The organism is Photobacterium atrarenae (assembly GCF_024380015.1).
Lineage (GTDB): Bacteria > Pseudomonadota > Gammaproteobacteria > Enterobacterales > Vibrionaceae > Photobacterium > Photobacterium atrarenae.
Genome location: NZ_CP101508.1, coordinates 2,064,928 through 2,077,514, shown reverse-complemented (window position 1 = coordinate 2,077,514; position 12,587 = coordinate 2,064,928). Strand labels below are relative to the sequence as shown.

The 12,587-nt window shown below is 54.1% G+C and carries 9 protein-coding genes; 2 read left to right on the top strand and 7 right to left on the bottom strand.

Features of this window, described 5'->3' with window-relative positions; translation table 11 throughout:
- Positions 1–23 precede the first annotated feature (23 nt).
- Complete coding sequence (gene metR, locus NNL38_RS09830; RefSeq protein ID WP_255387869.1) at positions 24–935, bottom strand: HTH-type transcriptional regulator MetR; 912 nt, start codon at positions 933–935, stop codon at positions 24–26.
- A gap of 266 nt (positions 936–1,201) precedes the next feature.
- Between metR and metE the strand changes: the two genes are divergently transcribed.
- Positions 1,202–3,508, top strand: coding sequence for a 5-methyltetrahydropteroyltriglutamate--homocysteine S-methyltransferase (gene metE, locus NNL38_RS09825; protein ID WP_255387868.1), 2,307 nt, complete (start codon positions 1,202–1,204; stop codon positions 3,506–3,508).
- A 116-nt stretch (positions 3,509–3,624) separates the two neighbouring features.
- On the opposite strand, the gene NNL38_RS09820 is transcribed toward metE, so the two are convergent.
- From NNL38_RS09820 to NNL38_RS09810, 3 genes are all read right to left on the bottom strand, one after another.
- Positions 3,625–4,062, bottom strand: a complete 438-nt coding sequence (locus NNL38_RS09820) for an META domain-containing protein (protein ID WP_255387867.1) — start codon at positions 4,060–4,062, stop codon at positions 3,625–3,627.
- Positions 4,063–4,514: 452 nt separating this feature from the next.
- Entirely contained in the window at positions 4,515–7,616 is a 3,102-nt protein-coding gene (locus tag NNL38_RS09815) for an efflux RND transporter permease subunit (protein WP_255387866.1), read from the bottom strand.
- 3 nt (positions 7,617–7,619) lie between these two features.
- Positions 7,620–8,759, bottom strand: a complete 1,140-nt coding sequence (locus NNL38_RS09810) for an efflux RND transporter periplasmic adaptor subunit (protein WP_255387865.1) — start codon at positions 8,757–8,759, stop codon at positions 7,620–7,622.
- A gap of 158 nt (positions 8,760–8,917) precedes the next feature.
- On the opposite strand from NNL38_RS09810, the gene NNL38_RS09805 reads away from it, so the two are divergent.
- Complete coding sequence (locus tag NNL38_RS09805) at positions 8,918–9,844, top strand: LysR family transcriptional regulator (RefSeq protein ID WP_255387864.1); 927 nt, start codon at positions 8,918–8,920, stop codon at positions 9,842–9,844.
- A gap of 139 nt (positions 9,845–9,983) precedes the next feature.
- Here the strand turns inward: NNL38_RS09805 and pstB are convergent, their stop codons facing one another.
- From pstB to pstC, 3 genes are read right to left on the bottom strand one after another with little or no spacing between them, the layout of a single operon-like run.
- Positions 9,984–10,733 (bottom strand): phosphate ABC transporter ATP-binding protein PstB, encoded by a 750-nt coding sequence (gene pstB / locus NNL38_RS09800; protein WP_255387863.1) that lies wholly within the window; start codon positions 10,731–10,733, stop codon positions 9,984–9,986.
- 18 nt (positions 10,734–10,751) lie between these two features.
- Positions 10,752–11,618, bottom strand: coding sequence for a phosphate ABC transporter permease PstA (gene pstA, locus NNL38_RS09795; RefSeq protein WP_255387862.1), 867 nt, complete (start codon positions 11,616–11,618; stop codon positions 10,752–10,754).
- Positions 11,619–11,622: 4 nt separating this feature from the next.
- Positions 11,623–12,534: a phosphate ABC transporter permease subunit PstC gene (pstC, locus tag NNL38_RS09790; protein ID WP_255390613.1), complete on the bottom strand. Its 912-nt coding sequence runs from the start codon at positions 12,532–12,534 to the stop codon at positions 11,623–11,625.
- Between the last annotated feature and the right edge of the window lie 53 nt (positions 12,535–12,587).

Here is a 12,587-nt window from a genome sequence, read left to right as displayed (position 1 = left end):
AAGCGGCTGAGGCAGCACGAGCCTTAAGCCGCTTTCACACCTTCCAAATGGGTTTGGCACTGCTGCTTTGCGGTGGCAAAGAATGCCTGCAGATAGTGCCGGTCGCGCTCTGAGGCCCGGATCGCGGCGAATAAGCGTCGCCACAGGCCATCCCCAAGCGGCTTGCTGACGACCAGTCCCTGGCGGGCAAAATCATAGATTGCCCAGTTGGGTAGCGCGGCCACACCCAGCCCGGCAGAGACCATCTGCACCAGCATTAAAGTATTGTCTGCCTGTTTCCAGTGGTTCGGCTCAATGTCGGCGGGCTGGAGAAAGTGTTTGACCACATCCAGCCGTCCTTTCTGAACCGGGTAACTTAGCATGGTTTGATCAGCCAGATCCTGTGGCGAAATAAACGGTTTGTCTGCCAGCGGTGACTGAGGAGAGACGACCAGCCGCATCTCGAAGTCAAACAAAGGCTCGAAATGGATTTCGCTACGCGGCTGGATATCGGATGTGATCACCAGATCCAGTTCACCGGCACTTAAAGCGGGCAGGGGCTCGAAACCAAAGCCGGATGAGAAGTCCAGGGTCACGCTGGGCCAGTGGATCTGATATTCCTTCAGTGCTGGCATCAGCCATTGAAAGCAGGAATGGCATTCAATCGCCATGTGCAGTCGCCCGTGACTGTCTTCTTTCAGGCTGGACAGCTCATGCTCGGCCTTGGCGATGCGCGGGATCAGTTCATCTGCCAGGCGCAGCAGAATTTCGCCTTCGGCAGTAAATTTTACCGGCCGGGTTTTACGCAAGAAGAGTTGCCCGCCTAACCGCTGTTCCAGATCTTTAAGCTGATGCGACAATGCCGATTGTGTCAGGCACAGTGTGGTGGCGGTTGCCGTCAGAGAGCCGGTGTCACGCAGTACCGAGAGTGTTCTGAGATGTTTAATTTCGATCATGGGGTTTGCCTACCGTCCCTGTGCAAGTACTTGATCCGTCGCCTATTCCCGACAAAGAGATCGATGCTCCGGATAAAGAGATAAAGTCAATGTACCGTCAAAATATGGATGTGTAAACATCTGGACGTCCAAACTGGTAAATTTAATATGAGAGTTTATTATTAAGTTTCTTCATGTTCAGGTTGAATTTTAAGACATTGTTCATCAAACGGTGTTCCGCCATTGTGAAGTCATCGACATGGAACCGCATTCATAAGGCAATGATGATGACAAAACAAACCACAACACCGAAAACTACCACCCATATTCTTGGTTACCCACGCGTGGGGAGCCAGCGTGAACTGAAATTTGCCCAGGAAAAATACTGGCGCGGAGAAATCACCCAGCAGGCACTGAAAGAAGTCGGCAGCCTGCTGCGCCACCGCCATTGGGGGGATCAAGTCGGTGCCGGTCTCGACTATGTCTCAGTCGGTGATTTCGCCTGGTATGACCATGTGCTGGGAACCAGCATGTTGCTGGGGCACATTCCGCAGCGCCATAACCATGGTTTCCCGGATCTGGATACCCTGTTCCGTGTTGCACGCGGGAAAGCACCGACCGGCTGTGCTTGCGCGGCGTCAGACATGACCAAATGGTTCAACACCAACTACCACTACATCGTTCCTGAATTCACTAAAGATGACACATTCACCGTCAGCTGGACCCAGTTGTTTGAAGAAGTGGCCGAAGCGCAGAAAGCTGGCCATGACGTGAAACCTGTGCTGCTGGGTCCGGTGTCCTACCTGTGGCTGGGGAAAGAGAAAGAAGCGGATTTTGATCGCCTGACGCTGCTGCCGCGTTTGTTGACGGCTTACCAGCAAATCCTGAATAAGCTGGCGGCCCTTGGGGTTGAGTGGGTTCAGATTGATGAGCCGGTGCTGGCGCTGGAACTGCCGCACGCCTGGGCGGACTCATTCAAGCTGGCTTACCAGGTGCTGAGTGGCAGTACCAAGCTGTTGCTGACCACTTATTTTGACAATATCACTCATCACCTCGATAAGATTGTGGAACTGAAAGTAGACGGCCTGCACATCGACCTGTCGGCCTCGCCTGAACAGCTCAACGGCGTGGTTGCTGCGCTGCCGGAGCACTGGGTGCTGTCTGCCGGTGTCATCAATGGCCGGAATGTCTGGCGCGCAGATCTGGCACAGCTGCTGGAAACCCTGATTCCGGTTAAAGCCCAACTGGGTGAGCGCTTGTGGCTGGCGAGCTCCTGCTCCCTGCTACACAGCCCGATTGATCTCGACCTGGAAACTGAACTGACGGCAGAAGTGCGTCAGTGGCTGGCCTTTGCCAAGCAAAAATGTCGTGAAGTTTCCCTGCTGGCCCAAGCGCTTGACGGTAGCGGCGTCGCAGTGCAGGAATGTCAGCACTACAGCGCGCCGATCCAGGCGCGTGCGACCAGCGCGCTGGTGAACAATCCGGAAGTCCGTCAGCGTACCCAGGCGATCACCCCGGCCCTGGCGGAGCGCAAGGCACCGTATGCGGAGCGCGCCCGCCAACAGCGTGCGGCCCTGAACTTGCCGCTGCTGCCGACAACCACGATTGGCTCTTTTCCGCAGACGGACGAGATCCGGCTGCAGCGCCGTGACTTCAAAGCGGGTCGCTTGTCTGAAGCGGAGTACAACACGGCGCTGAAAGGACATATCGCCGATGCCATCGAGCGGCAGCAGAAGCTGGATCTTGACGTGCTGGTGCATGGTGAAGCCGAGCGGAACGACATGGTTGAATACTTTGCCGAGTTGCTGGAAGGCTTTGCGGTAACTCGCTTTGGTTGGGTTCAGAGCTACGGTTCACGCTGCGTGAAACCTGCGGTGATTGTCTCGGACATCTATCGTGCCAAGCCGATGACGGTTGAGTGGATCACATATGCGCAGTCGCTGACTGATAAACTGGTTAAAGGCATGCTGACCGGGCCGGTGACAATTCTTGGCTGGACCTTCCCGCGTGAAGATTTGAGTCGTGAAGCGATTGCAAACCAGATTGCGCTGGCGTTACGTGACGAGGTGGCCGATCTTCAGGCCGCAGGCATTCAAGTGATTCAGATTGATGAGCCGGCGATCCGTGAAGGGCTGCCATTGAAAGCCTCGCAATGGCAAGCCTATCTGGACTGGGCGGTGAATGCGTTTAAGATCTCTGCTGCCAGTGCGGAACCGGAAACCCAGATCCATACCCACATGTGTTACAGCGAGTTCAACGATATCATCAAGTCGGTTGCGGCACTGGATGCCGATGTGATCACCATCGAGACCTCGCGTTCAGATATGGAACTGCTCAAAGCATTTGAAGCCTTTGACTATCCGAATGAAATTGGTCCGGGTGTGTATGATATCCATTCGCCGAATATTCCGGAAGTAGCTCAAATCACCCAGCTGGTGGAGAAAGCCGAAGCGCTGATCCCGGCAGAACGGTTGTGGATTAACCCGGACTGTGGTCTGAAAACCCGGAACTGGGAAGAAACGGAAGCTGCCCTGCACAACATGGTCGCAGCGGCCAAAACACTGCGTGAGCAGTGGCAGGCGAAAGTCAGTTAATCTTTAGTTTTATACGACCCCTTATTTACTGCGATTGGTATGAACACGGGTATACAAAAGAGCGCTGCGGCGCTCTTTTTGTTTGCTGAAAGGTGTGTGTGAATACGAGCCCGGGATTAGTGCTCAGCCTGGCGTTTGAACACTAAGGTGTGCTCTGGATTGCTCAGCACCAGTTCATTGCCAACCACGCTGACTTGGCTCCAGTCCATCAGGGTGCTGCTCATCAGTTGTTCCATTTCCATCGCCGGTGCTGGACAGGCCATCATGGTCATGCCCATTTTTTCAATGCGCAGCTTGCCTGCTTTCAGTTCCGCCTGACCGAAATATCGGTTACAGCCGGAGTGACCGTTGGCCGCCATGTCCTGGTCAAATTGCAGCGTCGGTGCAGAGAAGGGCTCCGGCATGGTGACGGGGGAGCTGTCCACTTTGGTCAGGACCCAGTTGTGGGTTGCCAAGTCAGTTTCAGCAATCATTTTTGGTGGTGTTGGCTTGTCGGCGGCACAGGCCGACAACAGGGTGGTGAAGGCGAGAGCTGTCAGTAAGCGCTTTTTCATGATTCATTCCCCAACGGATTCAGAATGGTTACGGGTAAATTGTTGATATTTTTCAAGGTACTGTCGCTATATTTTTCAAGGTACTATCGCTTGAGTATAGTGACCAGAGCCAGGTACGTATGCTTATGATGCGCAGCTGTGGTTGAACCGTACATGAACAGGACCTCACCAGGCAGAGCTGCTGTTATTCTACAATCAAAAATTCTAACGCAGTTATCGAGTATTTTAACAAGCTAGGATGACCCGTTATTGACTACGATTGGTATGACAGATAGCTTGGCAAAAAATAGTGTGAGATTTGTTAGACCGATGTCAGTTATTGGCTCATTTCGGATTCAGGCCGTTGTTCAATAAGGATTTATTGTCCGAGTGAATGAGATGGTGGCCTGATATAAAAAAGCCCGCCAGGTTGGCGGGCAAAGCAGCGAGTCGCTTAATTTACATGGTTGACATTATGACGTCGCCAGCGTGGGTTCGGCAGTCTGCGCCCGGTGCGGATGGGGCACCCGGAACAGCAGGGCATAGCTGACCGGTAAGACAATCAGGGTCAGCAAAGTGGCAAAACCCAGACCGAAGATAATGGTGACCGCCATCGCTTCAAAGAAAGGGTCGAAGATTAGCGGGATCATCCCCAGCATAGTCGTGATGGCTGCCATACACACCGGCCGGACCCGGCTGACGGAAGAGTCGAATATGGCATCATAGGTCGCTTTGCCGCTGTCGAGCTCAGCGCGGATCTGATCCACCAGGACAATGCCGTTCTTGATAATCATCCCGCTCAGACTCAACATGCCAAGAATTGCCATAAAGCTGAGTGGCGCATTGAGCAGTAGCAGACCGGATGCCACGCCGATAATCGCCAGCGGGACGTTGAACCAGATCACCAGCGGTTGGCGGACCGAGTTAAACAGCAAGACGGTGATCAGGAACATCGCAAGGTACCCCATCGGCAGTGAGCGGAACACGCTGGCCTGGGCGTCGCGGGAGGTTTCGTATTCGCCGCCCCATTCCAGCTGGTAGCCGTCCGGTAGGGTAATGCTTTCAACCTGGTCGCGGATCCGGCGGTGGACGGAGTCTGCCGTTTCATCCGTGCCCAAAATCGGATCGGCCATGACGGTTAGCATGCGTTTGCGGTCGCGCCGCATAATGATCGGATTTTCCCACTCAGTTTCAAATGCTGAAACAATCTGGCTGACCGGAACAAAGGTATTATACTCCGAACTCCACACCTGGAGCTTGTGCAGGCTGTCGGCATCCAGTCGCTCTTGCGCCGGCGCTCGGGCCAGGATTGGCATCAGGTGCGACTGTTCGCGATAGGTTCCGATCACTTTGCCGCTGAAGTTGGTCAGCAGTGCGGTATCCAAGTCCTGCTTGCTGATCCCCACTTCCCGCGCCTGAGCGAGGTTGAGCTGCGGGCGTACCACAGTGACCTGGTTGCGCCAGTTGTGACGCACATTTTCCGCGGTCGGTTCGGCAATCATGATTTGCTCGGCCTGATAGGCGAGTTGGCGCAACACCTGCGGGTCTTCGCCGTAGAAGCGGGCCTCAATCTTGGCCGGTGGCGTCGGGCCGTTTTCCAGGTATTTGACCCGAAACTCTGCTTCCGGATAGCTTTTGCGAAGGTGCGCGGTCAGCTGCGGCATATTGCGCATTTGCTGCGCCAGACTGTCCATCTCGATAATGAGCTGGGCGTAAGCGGCATAGCCTTTCTCCGGTACATAAGGCAATACGAAGCGTTGTGCGCCCTGACCGATGACCGAGGTCAGGTTTGTCAAGCCCACATCGTTTTCGGCTTCATAGTGCAGGATTTCGTCTTCCACCTGCTGAATAAAGTCCTCGGTGCCGCGGACATCCGTGCCTTCCGGCATCCAGACGTCAACGAAGAAAATCGGCGTGTTCGACGGTGGGAAAAAGACATTTTTCACATGGCCCATGCCGTAAACAGCAGCGATCAGCATCAGCAACACCAATCCGATGCTGGTGGCCCGGAATCGCAGTGCAGCTGTCAACAGGGTGCGGTACAGGGTAAAAAACCAGCCCTGGTAAAGTTCCTGCGGCTCATTGCTCACTTCGCCATCTTTGAACAGCAGGTGGCAGAAGAACGGAGTGATGGTAATCGCCGTGATCCAGCTGATAAACAGGGAGACCAGCAGGACTTTGAACAAGGTATTGAGAAACTCGCCAGTGGCATCATCAGACAGGCCAATGGGCGCGAAAGCGATGATCGCGATCACGGTGGCACCGAGCAGCGGCCACTGGGTTTGCTTGACAACCTGGCCGGCGGCTTCAAAACGAGACTGGCCGCGCTGAATGCCGATCAGCACCCCTTCGGTGACCACGATCGCATTATCGACCAGCATCCCCAGTGCGATGATGAGTGCGCCGAGGGAGATGATTTGCAGCTGGATCCCCAGTACGTTCATCATAATGAAGGTGCCGAAAATCGTCAGCAGCAGAACGGCTCCCATGAGGATCCCGGAGCGCAGGCCCATAAAGGCCAGCAGCACGACAATTACAATCGCGACCGATTGCGCCAGGTTGATCAAAAAGCCCTGCACCGAGACTTCCACCACAGCGCCCTGATCATAGACAGTGTTGAGTTCCATCCCGAGCGGTAATTGGAATTGAAGTGCAGTGATCTTCGTCGAGACGGCTTTTGAGACATCGACGACGTTGACGCCACCGGCGAAGGAGACCCCCAGCGACAGGGCGTGTTGTCCCTGATTGTGATAAATGATATCTGGGGTCTCGGTGGTGGTTTTGTAAACTTTGGCAATATCACCGAGATAAACCAGGTCGTCGCTGTTCGGCGGGCTGACCAGCAGGCGGTTCATCTCCGAAACATCGTCGAATTCACCAGTCGGGTGGATCCGGATCCGGTTGCCGCCAATCAGGATTTTACCGGCGTTCGAGACCACATTCTGATTCTGGATCTGGCTGTAGATATAGTTCTGATCGAGCCCGAGCGCAGTCAGTTTCTCCTGGCTGATTTCGACCACCACTTGCTCGTCCGGCACGCCAGCAACCGAGACTTTTTTAACCCCGTCGATCAGGACCAGTTCCCGGCGCAGGTAGTTGGCATAGTTCTCCAGTTCGCGGTAATCATAGCCCTCGCCACGAATGTTGAGCAGCACGCCGTAGACATCGGAAAAGTCGTCAATGATCATCGGCTCGGCTGTTCCCGGCGGCAGGGTGCTGACGGTATCGTTCACCTTGCGGCGCAGTTCATCCCAGACTTGCGGCAGTTCACTGGCGTCATAGCTGTCTTTCATCTCGATTTCGATCTGGGACAGACCGGCGCTGTTGATCGAGGTGATATGTTTGACTTGCTGCATTTTCTGGATCGCATCTTCCAGCGGCAGCGTGACTTCTTCTTCGACCTGCTCCGGAGACGCTCCCGGATAGGGGGTGATCACCAGGGCATTTTTGATGGTAAATTCGGGAAATTCCAACTGGCCGAGACCAGTGAATGAGACGGCGCCGCCAATGAGCATCAGCAGGACGAACATCCAGCTGACGACTTTGTTTTTAATACTGTAATGAGCAAGGTTCATGGATTAAACGCCCCGTTCCCAACGCAGGGGTTTGACTTCCATATTGTCTTTCAGCGCGGTCGCGCCGACGGCCACCACCTGATCGCCGGTTTTCAGACCGGAAATGACTTCAATGCCGGTGCCGCGGATTTGTCCCAAGTCTACCGTGACGGCTTCAACCTGGTTCGTGGTGTGATCATAGCGCCACACCTGGGTTGTATCGGTGTTGTCTGCTCGCACAATTGCGGTCATCGGCAGAATTGCGATGGCTTGCTGGTGCTGGCTGAGGGAAGACATATCCAGCAGCAGCTCGGCGCTCATCCCCGGCAGAATGTTGAGATCTGCCGGCGGGACCAGGGTAAAGACAACTTCATAGGTCTGGCTGCCCGGGCTGACCTTGCTGGCCCGCTCCTTAAACTGCACCGGGTAGGCGGTTGAGTGGCGCGGTGAAGTTAGCGTCGGGGTAAAGCCTTTCTCCAGGGACAGGGTTTGCGGCGCACTGAAACGGACGCGGGGTTTAAAGGCCTCATCGAAGGCGATATTTTTCAGTGGCAGCAACAGCGACTCAGGGACCTGAATGCTGACGTCGACGGTCTCGTTCCCCTGCAGGGTCAGCACCACTTGGGTGGGTTGGACATTTTGGTAGTTATCCAGGTTTACTTTGGCGACAGTCCCGGAAAAAGGCGCTTCCAGCCGGGTGTAAGCCAGTTGGTCGCGGGCGGTGTTGAGTGCGGCCCGGGCAGATTTCAGTGTGGCTTTGGCGGTATCCAGTTCTGCTTTCGAGATCAGCTTGCGGTGATACAGCTCGTTTTTCCGAGTGAAATCGACCTCGGCCAGTTCATGGTTGGCTTCGGCGTTGAGCAGGGCATTTTTGGCATCGCGGTCATCGAGTCGGGCGAGTAGGTCGCCTTTGGCGACTTTCTGGCCTTCAACCAGATCCAGCGTCACCAGCTCGCCGCCAATCCGGAATGCCAGATCGGCTTGCTGGCTGGCTGCGATTTTGGCAGGAAAGAGACGTTGCTGGGTAAGCTTGGTATCTTCGATGGTCATGAGTTTGACAGGGCGGACGGCCGGCGCGGGTTGAATCGCGCTCTCGGCGTCATCACATCCGGACAACAGCGGTGCGATGAGCAAGGCTATGAGGCTGAGCTTAGTAGGCTTCATCTTGTTATAATTCCTGGTTAGCGTGGCGTGTCAATACTATAGCGTTGCTTAGGGTTGCGAATAACCGGACTATTTGGAAAGATGTGTTCTGTTTTATGAAACGTAAATGGCGGAAAAATTATTTACAATAAACGTCGTTTGTGTGCAAAGGGGATGTGATGAAAACCGAAGATATCAAGCTTTTCCATCAAATCGTGGATGCCGGCAGCCTGATCCGGGCGGCAGAAATCTTTGATTTGCCCAAGTCCAATCTGAGCCGGCGGATCAAAGCGCTTGAGGAAGAACTGTCAATACGGCTGTTTCACCGCAATAACCGTTCCATGCAGTTGACCGATGCCGGCCATAAGTTTTACGAGAAGACCAAAACGATTCTGGCTGATCTGGAACTCAGTATTCAGGAGATCACAGCCCCGACTTACGAGATTTCCGGTCATTTAAGAGTCCAGCTGTTGCCGCTGCCGGGGATCATGGAAATCGGCCGGTTGATTTTCCAGTTTATGGACCTGTACCCGAAGGTCAGTATTGAGGTGATTTGCAGCTCGGAAGAAACCAATCTGATTGAAAATCATATCGATGTGGCGCTGCGGATTGGCGAGAAGCTGGAAGACTCCAGTTTGATCGCACGGCCGTTTAAGTCGGCGTCCTTCGGCTACTATGCGACGCGGGACTATATCGAACAGTTCGGCATGCCGACATCGCCGGAAGATATGGCCAATCATAATTTCATTATCTACCGCTATCCCAACGGCACGCTGAAAAACCAGATGCCGCTCAGCGCGGGAAAAACCATTGAAGTTTCAGGCAACTTAATCATGAATAGCGTGCCGCTGATCATGGAAGCCTGCCTACAGGGGCGGGGGATTATTCAGATGCCCCATGAGCTGGCCAGCTACTATGTTGAACGCGGCATGGTACTGCGCTTGTTTGAAGACGTGGACCCCTATATGAGCTTTGGCTGGCTGGTATATCCATCGCGCAATTATCAATCCCTGGCGGTGAGAACTTTCATCGACTTTTTGTTGACGGAAGCGGAAAGCTACCCCCATTGCGCCCCGGAAGGCGATGTTCGCGGGTTGCTGATGTGATCCCTGGTTTGTGAATGCGTAATGGCGTTAAAAAATCAAAAAAAAGCCCTCTTACGAGAAGAGGGCAATAAGTACCATCGCTTTTTATTATTTGGTTACACGGACTGCGAGCCGAGGAAGATGGTCAAAAGTGGCTGGCTTAGCCAAAGTCACCGTTGACGTAGCCACGGGTGCGATCATCCCGTGGATCGGTAAACAGTGCGTGCGTACTATCGTGTTCAACCAGTTCACCCATCAGGAAGAAGGCCGTGCGGTCTGAGATCCGGCGTGCCTGCTGCATAGAGTGGGTGACGATGACAATGGTGAAATCTTTTTTCAGCGACTCCATCAGGTCTTCAATTTTCTTGGTTGCAATTGGATCCAGTGCTGATGTCGGTTCATCCATCAGGATCACTTCCGGCTCCATAGCAATTGTACGGGCGATACACAGACGTTGCTGCTGACCGCCGGACAGGCCGAAGGCGTGTGATTTCAGGCGATCTTTCACTTCATCCCACAGTGCGGCGCCGCGCAGGGAGCGCTCAACCACTTCATCCAGGTGTTTCTTGTCGCTGATCCCCTGGGCGCGCAGGCCATAGGCCACGTTTTCATAGATGCTCATCGGGAACGGGTTCGGTTTCTGGAACACCATACCGACTTTAATTCGCAGCTGAGCCACATCGATGTTGCCGTAGACGTCTTCATTGTCCATGGTCAGCTTGCCGTCGATTTTCACGCCTTCAATCAGGTCGTTCATTCGGTTCAGGCAGCGCAGCAGAGTGGACTTACCACAGCCAGACGGGCCGATCAGTGCGGTGACCTGACGTTGTGGGATGGGCAGGCAGATTTTCTTCAGCGCTTGGTTGTCGCCGTAGTACAGATCCAGGTTTTCAATATCAAATTTGTTCATGTCTCTCTTCCTCAAAAATTAGTACGTCGCAGTGTTGAATCGGTTCGCAATTAGTTTGGTGATCATGTTAATCACAAGAACAACCACAATCAGAATGGTGGCGGTCGCATACGCCTGGTTCCATTCATGGATGGTGTAGAGTTCCTGGGTCAACTTATACAGGTGAACAGTCAGAGTCCGACCGGAGTCAAGCATGCTCTCCGGAATGCGGGCAACCATACCTGCGGTCAGGAACACCGGTGCAGATTCACCGATCACGCGACCTACGCTGAGGATGATGGAGGTCACGATGCCCGGCATAGCGCTTGGCAGAATGAGTCTCCAGATAGTGTAAATTTTTGAGGCGCCCAAACCGTATGAACCTTCACGGTAGGTTTGCGGCACGGCCATCAGGGCTTCTTCTGTGGTCCGGATAATGACCGGCAGGATCAGAATACTCAGGGTCAGGGCACCTGACAGGATAGAGTATCCGAAACCCAGGACCACGACGAAGAATGTCATCCCGAACAGGCCGTAAATAATCGACGGGATACCGGCCAGGGATTCGGTACAGAAACGAATCACTTTCACCAGGCGGCTGCCGACTTTGGCATATTCGGTCAGATAAATTGCGGTCATGATCCCAAGCGGCGCTGCGACGGCAATCGAGGCTGCGACCATGTACAGGGTCGAGACAATCATTGGCCAGATCCCGGACTCTTGCCCGATGGTGGTGTAGTTACTGGTAATGAATTCCCAGTCAACATGGGCCAGACCGTTGCTCAGGATATACCACACCACCCACAGCAGGAAGCCGACGGTGATGGAGGCTGATAGCCAGATGATACTGAGCGAAATTTTATCTTTGAGCTGCTGTTTGGCAGCGTGTTGCGAATGAATAGTCATAGGATTACCTCGCACGCTCGCGGTTCAGGTACAGCAGGGCTGCGTTCAACATCATGATAAAGACCAGCAGTACAATACCGGTGGCGTACAGCGCACTGGCGTGAACACCGGTGGCGTATGACATTTCGATGGCAATGTTTGCAGTCAGGGTCCGGGCAGAATCCAGCAGGCCTTCCGGCATGGCTGGTGAGTTCCCCATCACCATGATGATGGCCATGGTTTCACCCAGGGCGCGGGCAATCCCGAGGATCACGCCGGTCATGATGCCGGAGCGGGCTGCCGGAACCAGCAGCTTAAAGATGGTGAACATGTGCGAGGCACCCAATGCCAGCGAGCCTTCTTTGTAGCTGCGCGGTACGGCACGGATGGAGGTTTCTGAAACCGTGATTACGGTTGGCAGAATCATCACCGCGAGGACGATCACCCCGGCCAGTACAGTGTTCCCGGCCGGAACCTGGAAGATATCCTGAATCATCGGCACGATAATCACCAGGCCGAAGAAGCCGTAAACCACAGAAGGGATCCCGGCCAGCAACTCGATCATCGGGCGGATGATGTCTGACAGACGTTTCGGGGCCACTTCGGCAATGAAAATTGCGGTCAGGACACCAATTGGCACACCCAGGACAACCGCACCGGCGGTTGAGACGACTGAGGCGACAATCATTGGCGCAATCCCGTAAAGCGCAGGTGGTAACCAGTCGTTACCGAACACAATGCCGGTTACCCCGGAGTGTTCAATGGCTGCGTAGCCTTCACGGAAAATAAAGTAGCCGATCGTGATGAGTGAGAAAATACCCAGGGCAGCACTGCCTAAGAACAGGTATTTGAAAAAGAGCTCGCGCCAGTCAATTTTATCTTTGGCCTTGAGCGACGATCCTTTGGTCGTTCTTTCGATATTATTTGCGATGGTCATCATGAGTTCTCCAGATATTTAACCACAGTTGTGGCGAGTAAATATCGAGGAAT

Coding starts and splice junctions, on each gene's coding strand:
- metR (WP_255387869.1), bottom strand. CDS start 935: ATGATCGAAATTAAACATCTCAGAACACTCTCGGTACTGCGTGACACC.
- metE (WP_255387868.1), top strand. CDS start 1,202: ATGACAAAACAAACCACAACACCGAAAACTACCACCCATATTCTTGGT.
- NNL38_RS09820 (WP_255387867.1), bottom strand. CDS start 4,062: ATGAAAAAGCGCTTACTGACAGCTCTCGCCTTCACCACCCTGTTGTCG.
- NNL38_RS09815 (WP_255387866.1), bottom strand. CDS start 7,616: ATGAACCTTGCTCATTACAGTATTAAAAACAAAGTCGTCAGCTGGATG.
- NNL38_RS09810 (WP_255387865.1), bottom strand. CDS start 8,759: ATGAAGCCTACTAAGCTCAGCCTCATAGCCTTGCTCATCGCACCGCTG.
- NNL38_RS09805 (WP_255387864.1), top strand. CDS start 8,918: ATGAAAACCGAAGATATCAAGCTTTTCCATCAAATCGTGGATGCCGGC.
- pstB (WP_255387863.1), bottom strand. CDS start 10,733: ATGAACAAATTTGATATTGAAAACCTGGATCTGTACTACGGCGACAAC.
- pstA (WP_255387862.1), bottom strand. CDS start 11,618: ATGACTATTCATTCGCAACACGCTGCCAAACAGCAGCTCAAAGATAAA.
- pstC (WP_255390613.1), bottom strand. CDS start 12,534: ATGACCATCGCAAATAATATCGAAAGAACGACCAAAGGATCGTCGCTC.